We start from the raw sequence: 24,365 nt of genomic DNA, 5'->3' as shown, positions 1-24,365 counted from the left end.
TTATACATAAATATTTTCGCAAAGCGTAAATTCACCAAACTTTGCAGAATAATATTTCGCTTCTTATTATTTTAATGATCATTAAAGGTATGCATATGCGTGTATTTGATGTTTGTTTTACACTTTATGCTTCAAATACAACTTTTGATTTTATTACTCAATATCATCAAAAGGCTGGAAATAAAATTAAGTTTTTATGGTGTAAGGTTTTACTATCTTTACCTTTTAAAATTTTAAATAAATTCAAATTAATTTCTCTACGAGATAATTTTATCTATACTTTAAAAGGAGAGTCCAAAGATAAACTCTTCAAATTTTCAACTTTTTTTGTTGATGATTTTCTCAAATCTAAAGAAAATGAAACAACGATGAAATTGCTTTTATCAAATCAATCAGATTCTATTTTGATATCCGCTTCCCTGGATCCTGTAATTGATGCAATTTCTAAGAAATTAAGTGTTACCGGGTACTCTTCAAAATTACAATATAAAAATGGTTATTGCACTGGTAGATTAGAGATAGATCTCAAAGGGAATAAACATACTAAAATTATGCTAGAAAAACTAGAGTTGGTTGTTACTGACAATATGAGTGATATTAATCTAATAAAAAATAGTCAACAATCCTATATTGTTACTCGAAAAAATAATAATGAAAAGTGGCTGGTATTACTTTCACATAACAATGTGGATTTAGGAAGGATTAAATTTTTATGAACCTTTATATACCATTTTCCTATCTTCTCATTACCAGAATTAAAACGAAGCATGAAAGAATTAGTTGGTTTATCATTTATCCTCTTTTTCTTTTGCTCACAGTAATTATTTTAAAAGGAGAGGTGTTAAATTTCATAGCTAGTTTTATTATGATAATGTCCTTATATGAAATAGGATATATTGACAATGATTTTAGAACTGTAAAAAAAGAGAAAGATCCTACCCTTCGTGCCACAACACAACGCGCATGGATAGAAAAAAATATAATTTCTCTTGTGGTTTCTAGAATATTAATTTCTGTTGTATTGGGTTTTTTTCTATATTTTAAGACTGATTTTCCCCAGCAGATAACAATATTGCTTTTGATGGTTTTACTGTTGTGTGGTTTTTACTATCATAATACATTGCGTTCTCGATGGAATGTATTGACCTATTTTATTGTGGTTCTCTGCCGCTATATAATCCCAGTTATTGCATCTGTAAATAGTGTTTATTTTCCATATTTAGTTCCGTTTATCATTCTCTCGTTTCCTTTAGTCCGTACTATTGAGCATGCTTGTAAAGAAAAATATGGTTTTATCAAACTTAAGGAACTTGTAAAGAACCCAGATCTTTTTCGTGTAAAATGGTATATGTTAGTGACATTACTCATTTTTATAATAATGATAATGCACCGTGTTAACATTTTAATCGAATTATTTGTCCTAAGTATGTATTTTCTTTCGTACAGAATTGCAACACTGTATATTTCCAAAACAAAACAAGTTATGAGAAATAAACATCAATCTTATAATTGGGAAGACAATGAAAAGTAAGACAGCCGCGATAGTTATTCTATTTAACCCTACAAAAGAAAATACAGAGAAATTATTAATTGAGCTTAAGCAGCAATGTGACTTTGTCGTACTTGTTGATAATACACCTGAAAATATTCCCAGAACGTTAGGTCCGAATTTGAAGTTCGAAAATGTAATCTACGACGATCTAAAGATGAATATGGGGATAGCTTACGCTCAAAACCATGGCTTCCTCAAAGCTGTTAATCTAGGTTGCGATATCTTTTTCACTTTTGACCAAGATTCAACAATTGGGAAAAATTATATTTCTGAAATGTATAATGAATATATTAAATGTGCAAAAATAAATAAACAAGTAGCTGCATTAGGCCCTTTAATAATAAATGAGAGGAATAAATCTCAGTACGATCGTGAAATTAATATTGGTAAAGAGTTCGCTGAGGGTGTTTATTCTGTAGAAAGTATTATTTCCTCAGGCGCACTGATTCCCTTAAATGCTCTTACATATGTAGGGTTAAACAAATCGGAATGGTTTATCGATCTGGTAGATATCGAATGGTGTTATCGAGCCCGACATCTTGGTTGGGAAGTTCTTTCAACCAAAAATATTACGCTACAACATAATATTGGTATGCAGGATGTTAACATTTTAGGAGTACGCAGTTTCGCTAAATGTAGTCCTTTTAGATTATATTATGTTTATAGAAATTGGCTATTGGCAAATAGAGAAATTTCATTCCCTCTGAAATACAAGATCAAAAAATTATTTGTTATGCCATGCAAATTTATAATCTATGCATTAAGTGATAACGGTCTTGCACGAATCAAGTTTATGCTTCAGGGGATTCGTGACGGATTAAAAGGTGTGAGTGGTCCACATCGTTAAAATTCTTTTAACAAAGTAAAATTTTCTGAGGTTAAATTGGCTATCAAACATTTTAGAATATACATGCTTTTTCTTTGCATGGTGGCAATATCATTATTCTTTGGCTTACGGATGTTAGGGCAGGATAGCGATTTTATATCTTACGAAACTTTTTACGATAGTATTAATGATAACTTTGCTTTTTCAGATACAAGGTTTGAATTTGGCTTTGTATTGATAAGTTATTTTTTTAAACAGGTCCTCAATACTGACATTCATGTGCTACTGGTCTTCATAGCATTTATCTCATTAACGATTAAACAATACCTTTTTTCTAAATCTAATAATAGATTCCTCATTGCAATTATTTATTTAATGGGAATAGGGCTTCTGCATGAAATGACGCAGATTCGTGTAGCTATAGCTATAAGCTTTGTTCTCTTAAGTCTTTACTTTAAATCGAACGAACGAACTAAATTGTCATTTTTGTTTTTTATACTTTCAATATTGTTCCATTACTCCATGGCATTCTTTATTATGGGCCTGATAATACCCAACGCATGGTTGGCGAACAACAAACTAAAAATACCTGTAATTTTTCTTTATGCAGTGATAGCAGCAGTTATTTTGTATTACATACAGGATATTCTAATTTCTAATTTTAGCATGATAAGATTATATGCCAGTCGGGCTGATAACGAGAGTTTTAATTTTGCATCTATAAGATTTATGGGGCTGCTATTACCACTGATAATTGGTGTTTTTTCTTTTAACAATCTTTCAGTCTTTCAAAAAAGATGTTTTATAATTTCTATGGCGGCATATGCGATTTCAATACCTGCATCACTAATTCCTACGATTGCAAGCAGAATATTCGAGTTAGGATGGACTTGCTTTTATTTTTGGGTTCCAGGAGTTACCAATAAGTGGAATAAAACAATTGCATTGTTCTTTCTAATTTTTGTAAGTGTGTATTTTGCGGTTAGAAATATCTACCTTGAGCCAATTTTTGGCACGCAATAAGTTATTTGATATTTTGTGTTTCGCTTGTTATTGATATTTTTTTTTGCAAAAAATAATAATTCGGGTGAAAAAAGTTTTGTATATGTTGAGAATTTGATTGAAATGAAGAGTGTTCATAATGATTAATAATGAGCGAAGGACGTTGTTGTATTTCGTGAACGTTGATTGGTTTTTTATTTCACATCGTTTGCCAATAGCGTTGAAAGCACTTCAGCAGGGTTTCCACGTTGTAATAGCATGTCGTTTTACTACTCACCGTGAGCAACTGGAGTCTATGGGATTCGAGACTTATGAAATCCCTTTCAGTCGAAGCGGTGTTGGGCTATTTTCAGAAATGAAAACTCTTCTCAATGTGCGGCAAGTTATTAGTTTGACACGTCCTGATATTATTCATTCAATTACTATTAAACCAGTTATATATTCAGGTTTAATGCGGAAGACGCTCTTTAGAAAGAGTGCAATGGTATCCGCAATATCTGGACTGGGATATGTTTTTACGTCCCCAACCTTGCGCGCAAGATTAATAAAGTTGACTGTTTCATTGCTTTATAAAATCTCGTTGAGCGGGAAAAGGAAAATTGTTATTTTCCAAAATAGTTCTGATGAAAGCATTCTTAGTAATATAGTTGGTTTGACTCGCGATGATAAAGTTTTGATTAAAGGTTCTGGTGCTGACCTGAACGTCTATAATTATAAGCCTGAAATGGAAGAGTGCTCGGTTAAGGTTTCAATGGCATGTCGCTTGTTAAAAGATAAAGGTGTTTATGAATATATCGAAGCTGCCAAGCTAGTTAAGGAAAAATACCCTGACGTTGATTTTTTACTTATTGGTACCCCTGATATCGAAAATCCAAATTCAGTCATGATTCATGAAATTGAAAAGTGGGCAAATGATGGAGTGGTAAAATATTTAGGCCACCGAACAGATATTGCTGAGATTTTTAGTCAATCTAATATTGTTTGCCTCCCTTCTTTTTATGGTGAAGGGGTTCCAAAGGTTCTTATTGAAGCGGCAGCATGTGGTAGAGCTATTGTCACTACAAATAACCCCGGTTGCAGAGATGCGATTATTCATGGCCAAACAGGTCTCTGTGTCCCTATAAAAAATTCACAGGCTCTGGCTGGCGCTATTATAAGTTTAATCGAGCAACCTGAACTGAGACGCAAAATGGGAATTGCTGCGAGAGATTTTGCTGAACAAGAATTCGATGTCAACTCGGTGGTTGATAAACACATGAGTATTTACAATCGACTTATTACGTAACATAACATCGATTTTTAATCCAAAAGTACTAAATTGTTTTTTTAAATTCCTTTATGGTCCTGGTTTCAATATTTTTGCAATGTACTAATTTCGCTAAAAAGTTTTTTAGCCACATTTTGCAATATCCCTCACTTATAGTAGGTAAAAGTTTTAAAAGCAATTTTAGCTACCTCCATGACCTTAACCTGAGTTAACATTATCAACATATTCAAGCCGCGCATAAGTCGCGGCGACCACACCTGACAGGAGTATGTAATGTCCAAGCAACAGATCGGCGTTGTCGGTATGGCAGTGATGGGGCGCAACCTGGCGCTCAACATCGAAAGCCGTGGTTATACCGTCTCCGTTTTCAACCGCTCCCGTGATAAGACCGAAGAGGTCATCGCTGAGAATCCGGGTAAGAAGCTGGTTCCTTTCTATACGGTTAAAGAGTTTGTTGAATCTCTGGAAACGCCTCGTCGTATCCTGTTAATGGTGAAAGCTGGCGCAGGTACCGATGCAGCCATCGATTCCCTGAAACCTTATCTGGATAAAGGCGACATCATCATTGATGGTGGTAACACCTTCTTCCAGGACACCATTCGTCGTAACCGTGAACTCTCTGCTGAAGGTTTCAACTTCATCGGTACCGGTGTTTCCGGTGGTGAAGAGGGCGCGCTGAAAGGCCCATCTATCATGCCTGGCGGCCAGAAAGAAGCGTACGAGCTTGTTGCGCCAATTCTGACCAAAATCGCTGCGGTTGCGGAAGATGGTGAGCCGTGTGTGACCTATATCGGTCCGGACGGTGCAGGCCACTATGTAAAGATGGTTCACAACGGCATCGAATACGGCGATATGCAACTGATTGCTGAAGCCTACTCTCTGCTGAAGGGGGGCCTGAACCTCTCCAACGAAGAACTCGCAGATACCTTCACCGAGTGGAACAAAGGCGAGCTGAACAGCTATCTGATCGACATCACCAAAGATATCTTCACGAAGAAAGATGAAGAGGGTAAATACCTGGTCGATGTGATTCTTGACGAAGCGGCGAACAAAGGTACCGGTAAATGGACCAGCCAGAGCTCTTTGGACCTGGGCGAACCGCTGTCTCTGATCACCGAATCCGTATTCGCTCGCTACATCTCTTCTCTGAAAGATCAGCGCGTGGCGGCTTCCAAAGTGCTGTCTGGTCCGCAGGCTAAACCAGCGGGTGACAAAGCGGAATTCGTTGAGAAGGTTCGTCGTGCTCTGTACCTGGGCAAAATCGTCTCTTACGCGCAAGGTTTCTCTCAACTGCGCGCGGCTTCTGACGAAAACAACTGGGATCTGAACTACGGTGAAATCGCGAAGATCTTCCGTGCAGGTTGCATTATCCGCGCCCAATTCCTGCAGAAAATCACCGATGCCTATGCTCAAAATGCAGGTATCGCGAACCTGCTTCTGGCACCTTACTTTAAGAAGATTGCTGACGAATACCAGCAGGCGCTGCGTGATGTGGTTGCATACGCTGTACAGAATGGTATTCCTGTGCCGACCTTCTCCGCTGCAGTGGCGTACTACGACAGCTATCGCGCTGCCGTACTGCCTGCCAACCTGATCCAGGCGCAGCGTGACTACTTCGGTGCGCACACTTATAAACGTACGGATAAAGAAGGTGTGTTTCACACCGAATGGCTGGATTAATCTGATTTAACTCAGCCTGATAACAAAGCCCGGTGATGCCCACCGGGCTTTTTTTATAACGGATAAGCCCATCTGGACTTGCTTTGTCCAGCGAGTGTCTTTCAACACCCTATAAACCACTGCGTTTTCTCATTTCTGCAGCCAGGCATTCGCCTTGACAGCCGCTCAACATAAGAGGTAAAAACCTCAACAGTTGTTTATTGCGGTGGGATGTTTACGCCTCCTGAAACTTAAACTTGAAGAAGTTGAACGAATGAAAATAACTATCTCCGGAACAGGCTATGTAGGCCTATCAAACGGCATTCTGATCGCACAAAACCATGAAGTGGTGGCGTTGGATATCGTTAAGTCCAAAGTGGATATGCTTAATCAAAAGCAATCCCCGATTGTCGATAAAGAAATCCAGGAATACCTTGCCAATAAACCGCTGAATTTCCGTGCCACGACGGATAAAGAAGACGCCTATCGCGACGCAGATTTCGTCATCATCGCGACACCAACGGATTACGACCCTAAAACCAACTACTTCAACACCTCAACCGTAGAAGCGGTGATCAAAGATGTTATCGCAATCAACCCAAAAGCGGTGATGATCATCAAATCGACCATTCCGGTAGGCTTCACTAAATCGATTAAAGAAGAGTTGGGTATTGATAATGTCTTCTTCTCGCCAGAGTTCCTGCGCGAGGGCAGGGCGTTATACGATAACCTGCACCCATCCCGTATCGTGATCGGTGAGCGCTCTGAGCGTGCGGAGCGCTTCGCCGCACTGCTGCAGGAAGGCGCAATCAAGAAAGATATTCCGGTACTGTTTACCGACTCCACAGAAGCGGAGGCGATCAAGCTCTTCGCCAATACCTATCTGGCAATGCGCGTGGCCTACTTCAACGAGCTGGACAGCTACGCTGAGAGCCTGGGTTTGAACACCCGCCAGATCATCGAAGGTGTTTGTCTCGATCCGCGCATTGGTAACCACTATAACAATCCGTCATTTGGCTACGGTGGTTACTGCCTGCCAAAAGATACCAAGCAGTTGCTGGCCAACTATCAGGCTGTGCCAAACAACCTGATTTCAGCGATTGTGGATGCCAATCGCACGCGTAAGGATTTCATTTCTGATTCCATCCTCGCGCGTCAGCCGAAAGTGGTGGGCGTGTATCGTCTGATCATGAAGAGCGGTTCCGATAACTTCCGTGCCTCTTCCATTCAGGGGATCATGAAGCGTATTAAAGCGAAGGGTGTACAGGTCATTATTTATGAACCCGCAATGCAGGAAGATGAGTTCTTCCATTCACGTGTGATTCGCGATTTGAATGCATTCAAGCAGGAAGCGGACGTGATTATCTCTAACCGCATGGCGGAAGAGTTGGCGGATGTGGCGGATAAAGTCTATACCCGCGATCTGTTCGGTAGCGATTGATTATTTTAACGCGCGTAAAAAACCCGGCTATGTTGCCGGGTTTTTTTATTTTCAGACCTTGTAGAAAGCGCGATACCAGTCGACAAAGTTTTTCACCCCGTCTTTGACTGAAGTCTGCGGTTTAAAACCAATAACGTCATACAACGCTTTCGTGTCCGCGCTGGTTTCCAGCACGTCACCCGGTTGAATCGGCATCATGTTTTTCTCTGCTTCTTTGCCGAGAGCTTCTTCCAGCGCCGTAATGTAATCCATAAGCTCGACCGGAGAGCTGTTACCAATGTTGTAAACCCGATAAGGCGCGGAGCTGGTTGCCGGGGAACCGGTCTCGACGGTCCAGTCTGCATCGGCCTGAGGTATGACATCCTGCAAACGAATAATGGCTTCAGCGATGTCATCAATGTAAGTGAAGTCACGCTTCATCTTGCCGTAGTTGTAAACATCGATGCTTTTGCCTTCTATCATTGCCTTTGTAAACTTGAACAGCGCCATGTCCGGACGTCCCCACGGGCCATACACGGTAAAGAAACGCAGGCCGGTGGTCGGCATGTTATAGAGATGGGAATAAGTATGCGACATCAGCTCGTTGGCTTTTTTGGTCGCCGCGTACAGTGACACCGGGTGATCTACGGAGTCGTCAGTGGAGAACGGCATCTTGCGGTTCAGACCATAAACGGAGCTTGATGAGGCATACAGCAGGTGCTGTACCTTGTTATGACGACACCCTTCCAGCACGTTAAGGTGACCGACCAGGTTAGCATCCGCATACGCGTGCGGATTTTCCAGCGAGTAACGCACACCTGCTTGAGCGGCCAGATGTATCACGCGATCAAACTTTTCGGTGGCAAACAGCGCTGCCATAGTTTCACGATCGGCTAACTCCATCTTGTGGAAGGTGAAATTCCCGGATTTCAGTAAATCCAGACGTGCCAGCTTGAGATTGACGTCATAATAGTCATTAAGATTATCAATTCCGACGACCTGATGCCCGGCATCCAGCAAGCGTTGGCTGACATGCGATCCGATAAAACCTGCCGCGCCCGTGACCAAAAATTTCATATCTTTCCTCATTATATTTCTATCTTGTCGATGCCTGAGGCATCAGAATTGCTATATGATAACGCGTTGACCGCGAGTTACATAACCCATCTTTCCGATATAACTCATCGGATTCTGATAGAAAAATCGCTGGCAACAGATACACTATGTAAACATCACTGTTTTTGCCCTTTTTCATCTGTTAGGGATTGTATGACGCAGAACAACAATACTCCGGTTAATAGCAGTAATGGTCCGGAGCAAATTGATTTACTTGATTTAGTGCTACAGCTGTGGCGTGGAAAGTGGGTAATTGGCGCTTTTGTTGCTGTTTTTATCATCATTGCGGGTATTTACATCACCATTGCAAAAGAAAAATGGACCTCGTCCGCGATTATTGCCCAGCCTGATGCGGCGCAAATTGCCACTTACGCGAATGCACTGAATATCCTTTACGGTAGTGCGGCACCTTCAATGCTGGATATTCAAAACCGTGCCATTGGTCGTTTCAATTCGTCGTTTTCTGCTTTAGCTCAGGCGCTTGAAAACCAGGAAATGCCAGAAAAGCTGACCATCGATGCAACCGTTAAAGGGCAACCGCTGCCGTTAAGCGTCACTTATCAAGGTGAGTCAGCAGAAGCGGCACAAAAACAGCTTGCGCAGTACATCCAACAGGTGGATGAGCAAACGGCGAAGGAACTTGCTCTCGACCTCAAAGACAACATTAAGCAGCAGATCACCAGCCTCAATGACTCCCTTGAAAACCAGGAGAAAGTCGCTCAGGAGCAGAAAGATCTGCGTATTAAACAGATTTCTGAGGCGCTTAAGAATGCGGAAGCGGCGAAAATTACCACCCCGCAGATCCAGCAGACCCAGGACGTGACTCAGGAAACCATGTTCCTGCTGGGAAGCGAAGCGCTGAAATCGATGATTGATAACGAAGCGTCTCGTCCACTGGTCTTCTCTGGCGCTTACTACCAGACTAAGCAAAACTTACTGGATATCGAGAAGTTAAACGTGAACCCGGATACCATCCATGTTTATCGTTACGTTATGAAGCCGGATCTTCCCGTCTATCGTGACAGCCCGAAAAAGGCCATCACGTTAATTCTGGCAGTCTTGCTTGGTGGGATTATCGGTTCTGGTGTAGTTCTCGGCCGCAACGCGTTGCGTAACTACAAACCAAAAGCCTGACTTGCAGATAAAAAAACCGGGGAAATTCCCCGGTTTTTTTATTTATGCCGCTTACGAAGATTCTCAATCACCGCCGTCAAATCCAGCTCCTGATCCTGCAGCAGCACCAGCAGGTGATACATTAAATCAGACGCTTCATTGGTCAGCTCTTCGCGGTCATGTACCGTCGCGGCCAGCGCGGTCTCAACGCCTTCTTCACCTACTTTCTGCGCAATACGCTTGGTGCCGCTTGCATACAGCTTCGCCGTATACGAACTGGAAGGATCTGCCGTTTTACGCTCAGCCAGTAACTGCTCCAGTTGATACAGGAACAGCCACTGGTGGCTAGCCTCTCCGAAGCAGCTGCTGGTGCCTTTATGGCAGGTCGGACCGATGGGGTTAGCCAAAACCAGCAGAGTATCGTTGTCGCAATCCGGCGTAATGCTAACCACATTCAGGAAGTGGCCTGAGGTTTCCCCTTTGGTCCACAGGCGCTGTTTCGTGCGCGAGTAAAAGGTCACTTTACCGCTGTCGACCGTTTTCGCCAGCGCGTCCTGGTTCATATATCCCAGCATCAGCACTTCACCGGAAACGGCATGCTGGACAACCACGGGCAATAATCCGTCAGTTTTTTCCCAGTCCAGCTGTGCCTGTTGTTGCTCTGTTAACATACCCTGATCTCCACGCCCTGGCCGGCCAGGTACGTTTTTAACTCACCAATATTGATAATCTGTTTGTGGAACACGGAAGCCGCCAGCGCGCCGTCAACGTTCGCATCGCGTAAGGCTTCCAGGAAGTGTTCCATAGTGCCCGCACCGCCGGAGGCGATCAGCGGTACGTGACAAACCGCACGCACTTTTTTCAGCTGTTCCAGATCGTAACCGTTACGCACGCCGTCCTGGTTCATCATATTCAGCACAATTTCGCCCGCGCCACGTTTTTGCACTTCCTGGACCCAGTCCAGCGTCTCCCATTGGGTCACGCGGGTACGGCTTTCGTCGCCAGTATACTGGTTGACGTGATATTTGCCGGTGGCTGCGTCATACCAGGTGTCGATCCCGACAACAATACACTGCACGCCAAAGCGATCGGCCAGACGGGTAATCAGCTCCGGGTCGGCCAGCGCAGGGGAGTTGATTGAAATTTTGTCGGCACCAAAGGAGAGGATTTTCGCCGCATCTTCTGCAGACTTAATCCCGCCCGCCACGCAGAACGGAATATCAATCACCTCTGCGACGCGCGCGACCCAGCTTTTGTCCACCACGCGGCCATCGCTGGAGGCGGTGATATCATAAAATACCAGCTCGTCTGCACCTTCATCGGCATAGCGTTTTGCCAGTGGGACGATGTCGCCGATGATCTCGTGGTTGCGGAACTGCACGCCTTTTACGACCTGGCCGTCACGTACGTCCAGGCAAGGGATTATCCGTTTTGCCAGCATTGAATCGCCTCCGTCACAGTAAATTTTCCTTCCAGCAGGGCCCGGCCCACAATCACACCCTTCACACCGGTCCCGCGCAGCGCGGCGATGTCATTAATATCACCTATGCCACCAGAGGACTGAAACGCCACCTGCGGATAGCGGGTGCAAACTTCTTGATATAAAGAAACGTTAGAGCCTGCCAGCGTGCCGTCGCGGGAGATATCGGTGCAAAGCACGTGCTTCAGGCCAACGGGCAGATAAATATCCACCAGCTCCTCCAGGGTAACGCCAGAGTTCTCCTGCCAGCCGCTGACCGCTACCTGCTTATTGCCCTGTTCATCGATACGGACATCCAGGGCCAGCACCAGCGCGTCGGCACCAAAGCGGCGGAACCAGCCTTTCACCGTGTCGGGGTCTTTGACCGCCGTTGAGCCGACCACCACGCGCGCCACGCCGGCGTCCAGCAATGCCGCAACGTCATCTTCCGTGCGCACACCGCCACCAACCTGTACGGGGACATCCACGCCCGCCACCAGTTTTTTTAACAGTGGGATCTGGCGTTTTGCCGGATCTTTCGCGCCCGTTAAATCCACCAGGTGCAGCACCTGCGCACCCTGAGCGGCATAATCCTGCAGGCGGGGCAGCGGATCGTTACCGTAGTCGCGCTGCTGGCCGTAATCACCCTGATGAAGACGAACAACCGTGCCGTCAATTAAGTCTAAAGCGGGAATAATCATCACATCTCCAGGAAGTTTTTCAGCAGCTGAGCGCCTGCGGCACCCGAACGTTCCGGGTGAAACTGCACGCCGAAGAAGTTATCTTTCTGCACTGCCGCGGTAAACGCCTCGCCATAATTGCACTGGGCGATGGTGTAAGGATTCACCGGCATGGCGTAGCTGTGCACGAAGTAGAAGTAAGCGCCATCCTCAATGCCGCGAAACAGTCTGTCACCCGCTTTCGCATAAACGCGGTTCCAGCCCATATGTGGCAGTGGTAAACCGTGATCGGCCATTTTTGGCACGTCTTCTTCAATAATACCCAGCAGTTCGACGCCGTTGCTCTCTTCACTACGACGGCCGAGCAGTTGCATACCCAGGCAAATCCCGAGCACTGGCTGGGTACAGGCTTTGATGAGATCGACCAGTTCACGCTCGTGGATCTGATCCATCGCCGCCTGCGCGGTGCCTACACCAGGCAGGAAGAGTTTGTCTGCGCGCAGCACGACGTCCGGGTCGCGGCTCACCACCGGCTCGTAGCCGTGGCGGGCAATGGCCGATTTCACGGAGTTCAGGTTGGCGCATCCGGTATCCAGAATCACCACATTCATTACAGCACTCCTTTTGATGAGGGCAGGGCGTCACCTTCCACACGAATTGCCTGGCGCAGGGTACGGCCAAAGGCCTTGAACAGGCTCTCCACTCGGTGGTGGTCGTTCTTGCCTTTGGTCTTCAGGTGTAGCGTCAGGCCCATGGTGTAGGACAATGAACGGAAGAAGTGCTCCACCATTTCGGTGCTGAGATCGCCCACGCGCTGGTAGGTGAAATCGGCTTTATATTCCAGGTGAGGACGACCAGAGATATCCATCGCACAGCGCGCCAGGCACTCATCCATTGGCAGAACAAATCCAAAACGGTTGATGCCACGTTTGTCGCCCAGGGCCAGCTTCAGCGCTTCGCCCAGCGCCAGACCGGTGTCTTCAACGGTGTGGTGATCGTCAATGTAGAGATCGCCTTTAACCGTAATCTCCATGCGGAAGCCGCCGTGGGTGGCAATCTGATCCAGCATGTGGTCGAAGAAACCCACCCCGGTGTGGATCTTGCTGCCGCCTTCGCGATCCAGCCACACCTTCACGTCAATCTGTGTCTCTTTGGTGTTGCGTTCTACGTGCGAGTAGCGGTCACGTTTGGTGAGCTGCTCGCCAATCTTTACCCAATTGAGATCGTCGCGGTTGTAGCGCAGCCCGGTGATGCCCATATTTTCGGCAAGCGTAATGTCGGTGGCGCGATCGCCAATAACGTAGCTGTTAGCTTTATCCAGGACATCTTCCAGCAGATAGCGCTCTACCAGTTTCACCTTCGGCTTGCGGCAGTCGCACGCATCGGCAGGCAGATGTGGGCAAATCAGCACCTCATCAAATACCACCCCCTGAGAGGTGAGTACCTGCATCATCAGATTATGCGGGCCGTCAAAGTCGGCCTGCGGGAAGCTGTCGGTACCCAGACCGTCCTGGTTGGTGATCATCACCAGCTTATATCCGGCTTTCTGCAGTTTCAGCAGCACCGGGATCACGTCTGGTTCAAAAGCCAGTTTGTCGAAACGATCGACCTGAAAATCGGTTGGTGGCTCCGAAATCAGGGTGCCGTCTCGGTCGATAAAGAGGATCTTCTGGCTCATACTTTCTCCGCTTTCAGTGCGTCAATCACGCGCTGGCTCTCTGCACGGGTACCTACGGTAATACGCAGACAGCCGCTCAGAGAAGGTTGTTTATTTTGATCACGTAAGATAATGCCCTGATCCCATAAAGATTTAAATACGGCACTGGAGGCGGTAAAGCGAACCAGGAGGTAGTTGGTTTCAGAGTCGAACACCTGCTCTACGCAAGGGATCGCTTTCAGGGCGGTCACCAGGTACTGTCGTTCTTCCAGGATTTGCGCCACACGCTCACGCATCGCATTGATCCCTTGCGGGGTCAGGGCCTGAGCGGCAATGTCAGCCACGGGAGTAGAAAGCGGATAGGGGGCGATCACTTTCAGCAGCAGGTCGATCACCGCTTTATTGGCCAGCGTAAACCCGCAGCGCAGACCTGCAAGCGCAAAGGCTTTCGACAGCGTACGCAGCACCACCAGGTGTGGGTACTCTTCCAGCCAGCCGGCCAGCGTCGCCTGAGGGCAGAACTCAATATAGGCTTCGTCGGCGACCACCAGTGCTTTGCCGCGGGTAATCTCCAGCAGGGTACGGATATCCTGAGGGTTGATAATTTGCCCGGTCGGGTTGTTGGGGCTACAGACAAAGACCACCTTCACGCCGTCCAGATTGTCGGCAATTCCCTGCAGGTCCAGCTGCCAGTTCTCCAGGGAGAGCACGTTACGGCACGCCACGCCAAAGGTTTCCGCGCTGACGCTGTACATGCCGTAGGTAGGCTGGCAATACATCACCGCATCTTTACCCGGCTCGCAGAACGCGCGGATCAACAGCTCAATGCCTTCATCCGCACCGCGGCTGACCAGCACCTGCTCCGGCTTCACGCCCGCATATTGCGCATAGTTTTCAATCACTGCTTTTGGCTGGCACTCCGGATAACGGTTCAGCGTCTGCTGCGACAGCTCAAACTGTACCGCTGTCGGGAATTCGTTGGCGTTCAGCCAGACATCACCGTTGCCGCCCAGGCGACGAGCAGACTGATAAGGCGTCAGTCGACGGACATTTTCCCGCGCTAATTCTTCAATGTTCATGCTTGCTCCTTCAGGGCTGCAACGCGCAGCGTAACGGCGTTTTTGTGGGCGGTAAGGCGCTCGGCGGCGGCCAGCGTCTCGATGGTGGACGCCAGCGAGGCAAACCCTTCACGGGAGAGTTCCTGTACGGTCATGCGTTTCTGGAAATCGGCCAGACCCAGGCTGGAACAGGTCGAGGTGTAACCATACGTCGGCAGAACGTGGTTGGTGCCGGAGGCGTAATCGCCCGCGGACTCCGGGGACCAGTCGCCGAGGAAAACCGAACCTGCACTGGTGATGCTGTCGAACAGGTCGCGCGCGTTGCGGGTCTGAATAATCAGGTGCTCCGGGCCGTACTGGTTGGAGATAGCGATGCACTGGTCAAGATCGCGTGCCACAATCAGGCGGCTGGCGGATAACGCCTGGCGTGCCGTGTCGGCGCGGGGTAAATCGGCAAGCTGGCGCTCTATGGCTTCACCCACGCGTTTGGCCATATCGGCATCTGGCGTCAGTAAAATCACCTGCGAATCCGGGCCGTGTTCCGCCTGGGATAACAGGTCAGACGCCACAAAATCCGGCGTGGCGCCGCTGTCGGCAATCACCAGCACTTCCGACGGACCCGCGGGCATATCAATGGCCGCGCCATCAAGACGCTGGCTGACCTGGCGCTTGGCTTCGGTGACAAAGGCATTGCCCGGGCCGAAAATTTTGTCGACCTTCGGGATAGATTCAGTGCCAAACGCGAGGGCAGAAATCGCCTGCGCGCCGCCGACTTTAAACACTTCCTGCACGCCACAGAGTTTTGCAGCATAGAGAATTTCATCGGCAATCGGTGGTGGGGAGCAGAGCACCACTTTCTGGCAACCGGCAATACGTGCCGGGGTGGCCAACATTAATACGGTTGAGAACAGCGGGGCGGAGCCGCCAGGGATGTAGAGGCCCACCGAGGCGACCGGACGGGTCACCTGCTGGCAACGCACGCCCGGCAGCGTTTCCACATCAACAGTCTGCAATTTCTGCGCGACGTGGAAGGTCTCGATGTTTTTCACTGCGACGGCCATCGCCTGTTTGATGTCATCACCCAGACGATTACTGGCATCAATGATTTCCTGTTCGGTAACCTTTAATGCATCAACTTCCGTTTTATCAAACTTTGCACTGTATTCCCGCAGCGCTTTATCGCCACGGGTTTTGACGTTATTGAGGATCTCCGTCACGGTACGGGTGATGCTTTCGGAGGCGCTGATGGCCGGGCGCATTAACAGCTCGCGCTGCTGTTCGTCAGTACACTCATTCCAGGTGATGATCGTGTTAAAGCTCATGGCAATTACTCCATCATCTTCTCAATTGGCAGCACCAGAATGGAGCTTGCGCCCAGTGCCTTCAGTTTTTCCATGGTTTCCCAGAACAGCGTTTCGCTACTGACCATGTGCATCGCCACACGCTGCTGATCGCCCGCCAGTGGCAGAATGGTAGGGCGCTCAGCACCTGGCAGCAGGGCGATCACTTCGTCCAGACGTTCGGTTGGTGCATGCATCATGATGTACTTGGATTCACGCGCCTGAATCACACCCTGAATACGGGTCAGCAGTTTGTCGATCAGCTGCTGCTTGGCGTCAGCCATTTCGCCGTCACGCTGGATCAGGCACGCTTTGGAGCGGTAGATCACTTCCACTTCGCGCAGGCCGTTCGCTTCTAGGGTGGCACCGGTGGAGACGAGGTCGCAAATGGCATCCGCCAGGCCCGCACGCGGTGCGACTTCAACAGAACCATTCAGCAGACAGGATTTAAACTGCACGCCTTTCTGATCCAGATAGCGTTTTAACAGGTGAGGGTAAGAGGTAGCGATGCGTTTGCCGTTCAGCGCGGCCGGGCCATCCCAGGCTTCATCAACCGGTGTTGCCAGCGACAGGCGGCAGCCGCCGAAGTCCAGGCGACGCAGGGTGAAGTAACGCGGATCTTCACCCTGAGCGCGACGGGTCAGAAGCTCTTCTTCCAGCACGTTTTCACCGATGATGCCAAGGTCAACGACACCGTCCATCACCAGGCCTGGGATATCGTCATCACGCACGCGCAGAATGTCGATGGGCATGTTTTCAGCCAGGGCAATCAGGCGCTGGGTGTGCAGGTTGATTTTAATCCCGCAGCGGGCCAGCAGTTCGCGTGAATCATCACTCAAACGGCCTGATTTTTGAATAGCTATGCGTAAACGTGAGTTATCTAACATTCTGTGTTCCTCGTTAACCTGTTTTAATCTGTCTGAATTTGGTCCAAAAAAAAGCCCCCGGAAGAAGATCTTCCGGGGGCTTTTTCATGCGTTCATGCACCACTGGAAGATCCAAACGTCTTCCAGCACACATCGCCTGAAAGACTAGTCAGGATGATGGTGATGATGGTGGTGTTTAAATTGAACGCGTGTCATATAAATTCTCGATGAATGCTTATTCATTTGATGTCTTTTAACCTAAACCAGTTGTGTGACACATTGCAAGGGCTTTTTTTGATCATTAATTCATTTCATATTGATGCTATGAATTGTGTGTTCTGCTGCGCTGGCGTAGCCTTATGAGAGACGAGTGAGAGTCAGGAGAATTCACATGAAAAAGGTCGCGATTGTCGGTTTAGGATGGCTGGGAATGCCGCTGGCGATGTCATTAGCCGCGAAAGGCTGGCATGTGACCGGGAGCAAAACCACGGCGGATGGCGTGGAGGCGGCGCGCATGTGCGGTATTGATGGCGTCGAGCTGCGTCTTGAACCAGAACTGGTATGTGATACTGACGATCTGGACACGCTGATGAATGTGGATGCGCTGGTCATTACGCTTCCCGCGCGTCGCAGCGGCCCGGGCGAATCGTTCTATCTGCAGGCGATGCAGGAGATTGTCGACAGCGCGCTGGCACACGATGTGCCGCGTATTATTTTTACCAGCTCAACCTCGGTCTACGGTGATGTTGAAGGTGTGGTGAAGGAGACTACCGAGCGCCGTCCTGTTACCGCGAGCGGAAAAGTGTTGAAAGAGCTGGAAGACTGGCTGCACAACCTGCCGGGAACGCAGGTAGATATCCTGCGTCTGGCGGGGCTGGTTGGCCCTGGGCGACACCCGGGACGCTTTTTTGCCGGCAAGTCTGCCCCCGATGGGCAACATGTGGTGAATCTGGTGCATCTGGACGATGTTGTCGGGGCAATTGAGCTCCTCTTACAGGCTCCAAAGGGCGGGCACATCTATAATATATGTGCACCCTCTCATCCTGCGCGAAGCACATTTTACCCGCTGATGGCGCGTCAGTTGGGCCTGGCGCCACCCGTTTTTGGTGAGACAAAGGACGAAAGCAAAGGCAAAATTGTTGATGGCAACCGCATTTGTCATGAACTGGGTTTTGAGTATCAGTATCCCGATCCGCTGGTGATGCCCATGGCATAAGTCCTCCGGCGGAATCTATCGCACACCGGAAGGGGGCGAACATGAAACCGCTGCTGGATGTTCTCATTATTCTGGATGCACTGGAAAAAGAAGGCAGCTTTGCGGCTGCCTCAGCGAAGCTCTACAAAACCCCTTCAGCGCTGAGCTACACGGTTCATAAACTGGAAAGCGATCTGAATATCCAGATCCTCGATCGCTCTGGCCACCGGGCCCGCTTTACCCGCACCGGACAAATGCTGCTGGAAAAAGGGCGTGAAGTGCTGCACACCGTCCGCGAACTGGAAAAACAGGCCATCAAACTTCATCAGGGCTGGGAAAATGAACTGGTGATTGGCGTTGACGATACTTTTCCGTTTTCCCTTCTGACGCCGCTGATTGAAGCGTTTTATCAGCGCCACAGCGTGACCCGGCTGATTTTCATTAATGGTGTACTGGGCGGCTCCTGGGAGGCCTTGGTTCAGGGGAGGGCGGATATCATCGTCGGCGCATTACATGAACCTCCTCAACTGAGCGATTTTGGGTTTGCCCGCCTCGGAATACTTGAGCAAGTTTTTGCGGTTGCTCCGCATCATCCGCTGGCCCGGGAGCCCGAGCCCATTAACCGGCGCGTTATTAAAGGGTACCGTGCCATTGTGGTGGGCGACAGCTCGCGGCCGGAATGTGCCGTATCGTCGCAGCTGCTTGATGAGCAGGAGGCCATTACCGTTTTTGATTTTAAAACCAAGCTGGAATTGCAAATCAGTGGGCTGGGTTGCGGCTATTTACCTCGCTATCTGGCGCAGCGATTTCTTGATAGCGGCGCGCTGATTGAAAAACAGGTCCTGGCTCAAAGCAGTAATGAATCTGTCTGGGTTGGCTGGAATGAACAAACGGCGGGGTTAGCCAGCGCCTGGTGGCGGGACGAAATTTTAGCAAATAGTGCTATCGCCGCTGTCTATACGCAGAGCAGCGTCCACAAATCAGCCAGTTAGCGCAGGAATATTTACAATGCCTTTGTAAAGTATTGCGTTTTGTATCTGATGTGGGGCAAAATGCGCCGCAGCAACCAAAGGAATAATCGACGATATAAAAGGCGTCGGTTATTTTTTTTTGCATGTATGAAACGAAACTAAAAACCAAGAGGCCGGGCTTCGTACCGGATAGATATTTACTAAAATCCGACAGTTGTTGTCGCTGAGGAAGAAAGAAATGGGGCAATTTTTCGCTTACGTGGCGGTTATCACCGTAAAGGAGAATAACTATGTCGCATAACGCAACTCCAAACACCTCTCGCGTGGAATTACGTAAAACACTTACGTTGATTCCGGTTGTTATGATGGGCCTTGCCTATATGCAACCAATGACGCTGTTCGATACATTCGGTATCGTATCAGGCCTTACTGACGGTCATGTGGCAACGGCGTATGCCTTTGCACTGGTCGCTATTCTCTTTACAGCGCTGAGCTACGGTAAACTGGTTCGCCGTTTCCCGTCTGCAGGCTCTGCCTACACCTATGCCCAGAAATCCATTAGCCCGGCGGTTGGCTTTATGGTGGGCTGGTCATCGCTGCTGGACTACCTGTTCATGCCGATGATCAACATTCTGCTGGCAAAAATTTACTTCGAAGCGCTGGTACCTTCCGTACCGTCGTGGCTCTTTGTTGTTGCGTTAGTGGCCTTTATGACCATCTCTAACCTGCGCAGCATTAAGACCGTGGCGAACTTCAACACCCTGATTGTTATTCTGCAAATGGGTATTGTTGCGGTTATTGTGGGTTTGATCATTTACGGTGTTTCTCACGGTGAAGGCGCGGGCACGCTGGTTAGCTCTCGTCCGTTCTGGTCTGAAGGGGCACATGTGGTGCCGATGATCACCGGTGCGACTATTCTGTGCTTCTCATTCCTGGGCTTCGACGGTATCTCTTCTCTGTCTGAAGAGACCAAAGATGCAGAACGCGTGATCCCACGAGCCATTTTCCTGACTGCGTTGATTGGTGGCATGATCTTCATTGGTGCCTCCTACTTCCTGCAGCTCTACTTCCCGGATATCTCTCGTTTCAAAGAGCCGGATGCTTCACAGCCTGAAATCATGCTGTATGTAGCAGGGAAAACCTTCCAGTGGGGCGTACTGATCTTCTCCAGCGTTACCGTTCTGGCTTCTGGTATGGCTGCGCATGCTGGGGTTTCTCGCCTGATGTATGTAATGGGTCGTGACGGTGTGTTCCCAACCCGTTTCTTTGGCTACGTTCATCCGAAATGGCGTACACCGGCGTGGAACGTATTGTTGGTTGGCGCAATCGCCCTGATGGCTATTAAATTTGACCTGGTGACGGCAACGGCACTGATTAACTTTGGTGCGCTGGTGGCCTTTACCTTTGTTAACCTCTCCGTGATCTCGCAGTTCTGGATCCGTGAGAAGCGCAACAAAACGCTGAAAGACCACTTCAATTACCTGGTTCTGCCAATGTGCGGTGCGCTGACGGTCGGTGCATTGTGGATTAACCTGGAAGAGAGCTCTATGATTCTGGGGCTGATCTGGGGTGGTATTGGTCTGGTTTACCTGGCCTGCGTGACGAAGAGCTTCCGTAACCCGGTTCCTCAGTACGAAGACGTTGCGTAATACCGTGTCGGGTGGCGGCTACGCTTACCCGACCGACAAAACCCGTAGGCCCGCGTAAGTGCAGCACCATCGGGCAAAAAAAACCGGAGACCATCGCCTCCGGTTTTTTTATCGTTGAATTTCAGACTATCTCTTGTACGTACTTGAACAGTGCTTTCAGCAGCGCCTGCTTCTCTTCATTGCCTTCGTATTGGCCGTAAAGCATCTCCAGCTCCTGCGCATAGCCGTGCAGATATTCAGGCGTAAACACATTACGACGATGCTGCAGCCAGCGTTCCTGCTCAGCTTCATCCAGCGTGCCGGGATAGTTACGCGCGCGGTAGTTAAACATCAGCTTCTCAATTCGTTTATCCGCAAAGGTGATGTCCAGCGCGGGCAGGTTACGCGGTTCGGTTTGCAGGACGATGTTCATCGCAGCACGGTCGGCATCGCTGAAGAAGCCGTTATACAGCTGCGCATCCACATTTTCGGACGGCACGAATGGCTCGGCTTCGGCAAATATGGCGACGACTTTCTCGCGCACCTGCGGATTTTCGCGCAGTATTTTAAGGTTATCCAGGCAGTGCTGGCGGTTGATCCCGAGCCTGTCAGCATCTTCCGGGCGCAGCGTATTGGCCTGCGCCAGTACGGGACATTTATTGATATGCACCAGTTTGACCGGCACCGCGGGCAGGTCTCCCAGCGCATCTTTAGGGGTATAGAGGCGCTCACGCAAGGTATCGCTGTCGAGCTCCAGCAGCGGGGAGATATCCCCGGCTAAATCCACCATGATGACCGCGTTACGGTTATCCGGGTGCCAGGCCAGCGGTGCCACCCAGCTGGTGTTGCCGCGCCAGGCACCAAACATGCCGGAGATATGCACCAGCGGTTTCATCTGCGGCACATCAATCAGCGTCATCAGTTTCTGCTTACTGCGATGACTCAAAAGATACTCAAACAGGCGTGGTTGTGCGGTTTTAACGAGCTTCGCCATGGCAATGGTGGCGTAGACGTCGGCCATCGCGTCGTGGGCATTACTGTGCTCAATGCCGTTGGCGCGCGTCAGGTGCTCCAGCCGGAAGCTTGGCAATCCGTCTTCGTTCTCTGGCCAGTTAATCCCCTCCGGACGCAGGGCATAACAGGCACGCATGATATCCAGCAAATCCCAGCGCGAATTGCGGTTCTGCCAGCTCCAGGCGTAGGGATCGTAGAAGTTGCGGTAGAAGATGTTGCGCGTCACTTCATCATCGAAACGGATATTGTTATACCCGACCACGCAGGTATGGGGAACGGTGAACAGATCGTGGATACGGCGGGCGAACTCTGCCTCGTTAACGCCTTTTTCCCGCGCTTCCTGGGGCGTTATCCCCGTGACCATGACAGCGCCGGGCTGCGGCAGGTAGTCATCGGCAGGTTTGCAGTAAAAGACTTCTGGCTCACCAATAATATTGAATTCGTCGTCAGTGCGGATGGCGGCAAACTGCGCCGGTCGGTCCAGCGCCGGGTGGGTGCCAAAGGTTTCGTAGTCGTGGAATAAAAAAGTCGGGCGTGCGGCAGAGTCAGACACCAGTAATACCATCCTGTTAAAAAGTGACGTCACTATGGTAAACGATCGTGAGGGACAGACCGAATAAAAAGCGCCGTCATACCGCAAATTTGCGAGCGTGGTTCCGGGAAAAACATGCTTCCTGTCACATTTTTTTGCAATTAAGCCAGGTAACGACACCAGAACTCCCGTAAAAAGGTCATCGATTTTTAATGACCTGAGGATATACCGTTGAAACGCCGTCTGTTTATTGCTGTTTCTTTACTCGCTTCGAGTGTCTCATCTGCTTTTGCGGCCGATCCGCTGGATTTTTCGCCGCAGCCTCCGGCCATTCAGGCCGGCTCCTGGGTACTGATGGATTACACTACGGGTCAAATCTTAACGGCGGGCAACGAACATCAACAACGCAATCCGGCGAGTCTCACCAAGCTGATGACCGGCTACGTTGTTGACCGCGCTATTGATAGCCACCGCATTTCCCCGGATGACATTGTCACCGTCGGGCGCGACGCGTGGGCAAAAGGTAACCCTGTCTTTGACGGTTCGTCACTGATGTTCCTGAAAGAGGGTGACCGCGTTTCTGTGCGCGACCTCAGCCGCGGTCTGATTGTTGATTCTGGTAACGACGCCTGTGTGGCGCTGGCGGATCACGTGGCCGGTGGCCAGCCGCAGTTCGTGAAGATGATGAACGACTATGTGCAAAAGCTGAATCTGCGCGATACGCACTTCGAAACCGTTCATGGTCTGGATGCCCCAGGCCAGCACAGCTCTGCGTATGATCTGGCCGTGCTGTCCAGAGCCATCATCCACGGCGAGCCTGAGTTTTACCATATGTACAGTGAAAAGAGCCTGACCTGGAATGGGATCACGCAGCAAAACCGTAACGGTCTGCTCTGGGATAAAACCATGAACGTGGATGGTCTGAAAACGGGGCACACGTCAGGGGCCGGATTTAACCTGATTGCTTCCGCCGTTGATGGCCAGCGTCGCTTGATCGCCGTGGTGATGGGGGCAGACAGTCCGAAAGGGCGTGAGGATCAGGCCCGTAAACTGTTGCACTGGGGACAACAGAATTTTGATACCGTGCAGATCCTGCACAACGGTAAAAAAGTGGGCACCGAGCGGATCTGGTACGGCGATAAGAAACAGGTGAACCTGGGCACCGACCAGGATTTCTGGCTGGCATTACCGAAAGCAGAAGTACCGAACATCAAGGCAAAATACGTGCTGGATACAAAAGAGCTGGAAGCGCCGATAGCCGCCCATCAGCGGGTGGGCGAGATCCAGTTATACGACCGCGATAAAGTGGTCGCTCACTGGCCGCTGGTGACGCTGGAGCGTGTTGATAAAGGTGGCCTTTTCTCCCGTCTGAGTGATTATCTGCACCACAAAATCTAACCTTTCTGGGCAGACTGGCAGGGTTGCGAGTCTGCTCACATAATAAACACTCCTTGATTGCCGATTATAGAAATTCTGCTTTATAGTGTATAAATATACAGTGATAAGCGGAGGCAGTATGGACTACAGCATCAGGCAGGAAAAGAAACGTAAGATTGCCGGTTTTCACCTGGTCGGGCCATGGGAACACACGGTAAAACAGGGCTTTGAACAGCTGGTCATGTGGGTCGATGGCCGACACATTCAGCCGCTGGAGTGGGTTGCGGTTTATTACGATAACCCGGACGAAGTCCCGGCAGAAAAATTGCGCTGCGATACGGCCGTTACGGTACCGGATGATTTTGTTATCCCGGAAAACAGCGAAGGGGTGATGATGACGGAAATTGCGGCCGGAGATTACGCCGTCGCGAAAGCACGTGTTGAAAACTACGACTTCGCCACGCCGTGGTACCAGTTCTTTAACTCCCTTTTGCAGGACAACAAATTCCAGATGGCTCTGAAACCGTGCTTCGAGCGCTATCTCAATGATGGCAACGCCGATGGGTACTGGGACATCGAAATGTTTATCGCTGTAGAGCATAAAGCGGGGTAGTCCTGTTAAATACAGGGTTT

General features: G+C 49.1%; 25 protein-coding genes and 1 other annotated feature. Of the genes, 14 read left to right on the top strand and 11 right to left on the bottom strand.

The window, feature by feature from the left end:
- The first annotated feature begins 95 nt into the window (after positions 1-95).
- From VF709_RS03100 to ugd, 7 genes are all read left to right on the top strand, one after another.
- Positions 96-716: a haloacid dehalogenase-like hydrolase gene (locus VF709_RS03100; protein WP_029881817.1), complete on the top strand. Its 621-nt coding sequence runs from the start codon at positions 96-98 to the stop codon at positions 714-716.
- The gene (locus tag VF709_RS03095) at positions 713-1,531 is read left to right on the top strand and encodes a hypothetical protein (protein ID WP_149896228.1); all 819 of its coding nucleotides are present in this window, start codon (positions 713-715) and stop codon (positions 1,529-1,531) included. Before VF709_RS03100 ends, VF709_RS03095 begins: the two co-directional genes overlap by 4 nt.
- Positions 1,521-2,399, top strand: a complete 879-nt coding sequence (locus VF709_RS03090; protein WP_029881819.1) for a glycosyltransferase family 2 protein — start codon at positions 1,521-1,523, stop codon at positions 2,397-2,399. The genes VF709_RS03095 and VF709_RS03090 overlap by 11 nt, the downstream gene beginning before the upstream one ends.
- Positions 2,400-2,435: 36 nt before the next feature.
- A complete protein-coding gene (locus tag VF709_RS03085) occupies positions 2,436-3,401 on the top strand; it encodes an EpsG family protein (protein ID WP_149896229.1) in 966 nt (321 codons plus the stop codon).
- Between the two features lie 118 nt (positions 3,402-3,519).
- Positions 3,520-4,665 (top strand): glycosyltransferase family 4 protein, encoded by a 1,146-nt coding sequence (locus VF709_RS03080; protein WP_029881821.1) that lies wholly within the window; start codon positions 3,520-3,522, stop codon positions 4,663-4,665.
- A gap of 255 nt (positions 4,666-4,920) precedes the next feature.
- The gene (gene gndA, locus VF709_RS03075) at positions 4,921-6,327 is read left to right on the top strand and encodes an NADP-dependent phosphogluconate dehydrogenase (RefSeq protein ID WP_029881822.1); all 1,407 of its coding nucleotides are present in this window, start codon (positions 4,921-4,923) and stop codon (positions 6,325-6,327) included.
- A gap of 253 nt (positions 6,328-6,580) precedes the next feature.
- Positions 6,581-7,747 (top strand): UDP-glucose 6-dehydrogenase, encoded by a 1,167-nt coding sequence (ugd, locus tag VF709_RS03070; RefSeq protein ID WP_029881823.1) that lies wholly within the window; start codon positions 6,581-6,583, stop codon positions 7,745-7,747.
- A gap of 51 nt (positions 7,748-7,798) precedes the next feature.
- On the opposite strand, the gene VF709_RS03065 is transcribed toward ugd, so the two are convergent.
- Positions 7,799-8,803 (bottom strand): NAD-dependent epimerase, encoded by a 1,005-nt coding sequence (locus VF709_RS03065; RefSeq protein WP_029881824.1) that lies wholly within the window; start codon positions 8,801-8,803, stop codon positions 7,799-7,801.
- A 192-nt stretch (positions 8,804-8,995) separates the two neighbouring features.
- On the opposite strand from VF709_RS03065, the gene wzzB reads away from it, so the two are divergent.
- Positions 8,996-9,976 (top strand): LPS O-antigen chain length determinant protein WzzB, encoded by a 981-nt coding sequence (gene wzzB, locus VF709_RS03060; RefSeq protein ID WP_029881825.1) that lies wholly within the window; start codon positions 8,996-8,998, stop codon positions 9,974-9,976.
- A gap of 38 nt (positions 9,977-10,014) precedes the next feature.
- On the opposite strand, the gene hisIE is transcribed toward wzzB, so the two are convergent.
- The 9 genes from hisIE to hisL all read right to left on the bottom strand — a co-directional run bounded on the left by hisIE (position 10,015) and on the right by hisL (position 17,231).
- The gene (gene hisIE / locus VF709_RS03055; protein WP_058650933.1) at positions 10,015-10,626 is read right to left on the bottom strand and encodes a bifunctional phosphoribosyl-AMP cyclohydrolase/phosphoribosyl-ATP diphosphatase HisIE; all 612 of its coding nucleotides are present in this window, start codon (positions 10,624-10,626) and stop codon (positions 10,015-10,017) included.
- Positions 10,620-11,396 (bottom strand): imidazole glycerol phosphate synthase subunit HisF, encoded by a 777-nt coding sequence (gene hisF, locus VF709_RS03050; protein ID WP_440230864.1) that lies wholly within the window; start codon positions 11,394-11,396, stop codon positions 10,620-10,622. Before hisF ends, hisIE begins: the two co-directional genes overlap by 7 nt.
- On the bottom strand, positions 11,378-12,115 hold the full coding sequence (gene hisA / locus VF709_RS03045; RefSeq protein ID WP_029881827.1) for a 1-(5-phosphoribosyl)-5-[(5-phosphoribosylamino)methylideneamino]imidazole-4-carboxamide isomerase: 738 nt from the start codon (positions 12,113-12,115) through the stop codon (positions 11,378-11,380). The genes hisF and hisA overlap by 19 nt, the downstream gene beginning before the upstream one ends.
- Complete coding sequence (gene hisH / locus VF709_RS03040) at positions 12,115-12,705, bottom strand: imidazole glycerol phosphate synthase subunit HisH (RefSeq protein ID WP_001103580.1); 591 nt, start codon at positions 12,703-12,705, stop codon at positions 12,115-12,117. The genes hisA and hisH overlap by 1 nt, the downstream gene beginning before the upstream one ends.
- The gene (gene hisB, locus VF709_RS03035) at positions 12,705-13,772 is read right to left on the bottom strand and encodes a bifunctional histidinol-phosphatase/imidazoleglycerol-phosphate dehydratase HisB (protein WP_013097845.1); all 1,068 of its coding nucleotides are present in this window, start codon (positions 13,770-13,772) and stop codon (positions 12,705-12,707) included. The genes hisH and hisB overlap by 1 nt, the downstream gene beginning before the upstream one ends.
- A complete protein-coding gene (hisC, locus tag VF709_RS03030; RefSeq protein ID WP_149896231.1) occupies positions 13,769-14,830 on the bottom strand; it encodes a histidinol-phosphate transaminase in 1,062 nt (353 codons plus the stop codon). The genes hisB and hisC overlap by 4 nt, the downstream gene beginning before the upstream one ends.
- Positions 14,827-16,131: a histidinol dehydrogenase gene (gene hisD / locus VF709_RS03025; RefSeq protein ID WP_149896232.1), complete on the bottom strand. Its 1,305-nt coding sequence runs from the start codon at positions 16,129-16,131 to the stop codon at positions 14,827-14,829. Before hisD ends, hisC begins: the two co-directional genes overlap by 4 nt.
- Positions 16,132-16,136: 5 nt before the next feature.
- The gene (gene hisG / locus VF709_RS03020) at positions 16,137-17,036 is read right to left on the bottom strand and encodes an ATP phosphoribosyltransferase (protein ID WP_000886595.1); all 900 of its coding nucleotides are present in this window, start codon (positions 17,034-17,036) and stop codon (positions 16,137-16,139) included.
- A gap of 45 nt (positions 17,037-17,081) precedes the next feature.
- Positions 17,082-17,205: a sequence feature (His leader region), on the bottom strand.
- Complete coding sequence (gene hisL / locus VF709_RS03015) at positions 17,181-17,231, bottom strand: his operon leader peptide (protein ID WP_001364200.1); 51 nt, start codon at positions 17,229-17,231, stop codon at positions 17,181-17,183. (Overlaps the previous feature by 25 nt.)
- Before the next feature lie 175 nt (positions 17,232-17,406).
- On the opposite strand from hisL, the gene VF709_RS03010 reads away from it, so the two are divergent.
- From VF709_RS03010 to VF709_RS02995, 4 genes are all read left to right on the top strand, one after another.
- Entirely contained in the window at positions 17,407-18,231 is an 825-nt protein-coding gene (locus tag VF709_RS03010; protein WP_013097842.1) for an SDR family oxidoreductase, read from the top strand.
- Positions 18,232-18,272: 41 nt separating this feature from the next.
- Entirely contained in the window at positions 18,273-19,202 is a 930-nt protein-coding gene (locus VF709_RS03005) for a LysR substrate-binding domain-containing protein (RefSeq protein ID WP_013097841.1), read from the top strand.
- A 217-nt stretch (positions 19,203-19,419) separates the two neighbouring features.
- Positions 19,420-19,482 carry a membrane protein YoeI gene (gene yoeI, locus VF709_RS03000; RefSeq protein ID WP_099458931.1) on the top strand — a complete coding sequence of 21 codons (63 nt, stop codon included), beginning with the start codon at positions 19,420-19,422 and terminating at the stop codon, positions 19,480-19,482.
- Positions 19,472-20,830: an APC family permease gene (locus tag VF709_RS02995; protein ID WP_013097840.1), complete on the top strand. Its 1,359-nt coding sequence runs from the start codon at positions 19,472-19,474 to the stop codon at positions 20,828-20,830. Before yoeI ends, VF709_RS02995 begins: the two co-directional genes overlap by 11 nt.
- Positions 20,831-20,951: 121 nt before the next feature.
- Here VF709_RS02995 and sbcB read toward each other — a convergent pair whose 3' ends face one another.
- Positions 20,952-22,388 (bottom strand): exodeoxyribonuclease I, encoded by a 1,437-nt coding sequence (gene sbcB, locus VF709_RS02990; protein WP_370626664.1) that lies wholly within the window; start codon positions 22,386-22,388, stop codon positions 20,952-20,954.
- A gap of 198 nt (positions 22,389-22,586) precedes the next feature.
- Between sbcB and dacD the strand changes: the two genes are divergently transcribed.
- Both dacD and sbmC read left to right on the top strand, forming a co-directional pair.
- Positions 22,587-23,753, top strand: coding sequence for a serine-type D-Ala-D-Ala carboxypeptidase DacD (dacD, locus tag VF709_RS02985; protein WP_423946781.1), 1,167 nt, complete (start codon positions 22,587-22,589; stop codon positions 23,751-23,753).
- 118 nt (positions 23,754-23,871) lie between these two features.
- The gene (sbmC, locus tag VF709_RS02980; RefSeq protein WP_013097837.1) at positions 23,872-24,345 is read left to right on the top strand and encodes a DNA gyrase inhibitor SbmC; all 474 of its coding nucleotides are present in this window, start codon (positions 23,872-23,874) and stop codon (positions 24,343-24,345) included.
- The last annotated feature ends 20 nt before the right edge of the window (positions 24,346-24,365 follow it).

The sequence above is a fragment of the Enterobacter sp. Lyrl_3 genome (genome assembly GCF_051948675.1).
GTDB classification, from domain to species: Bacteria; Pseudomonadota; Gammaproteobacteria; order Enterobacterales; family Enterobacteriaceae; genus Enterobacter; species Enterobacter cloacae.
Note: the sequence above shows the minus strand (reverse complement) of the source record. Positions and strands in the feature narration are given on the sequence as shown.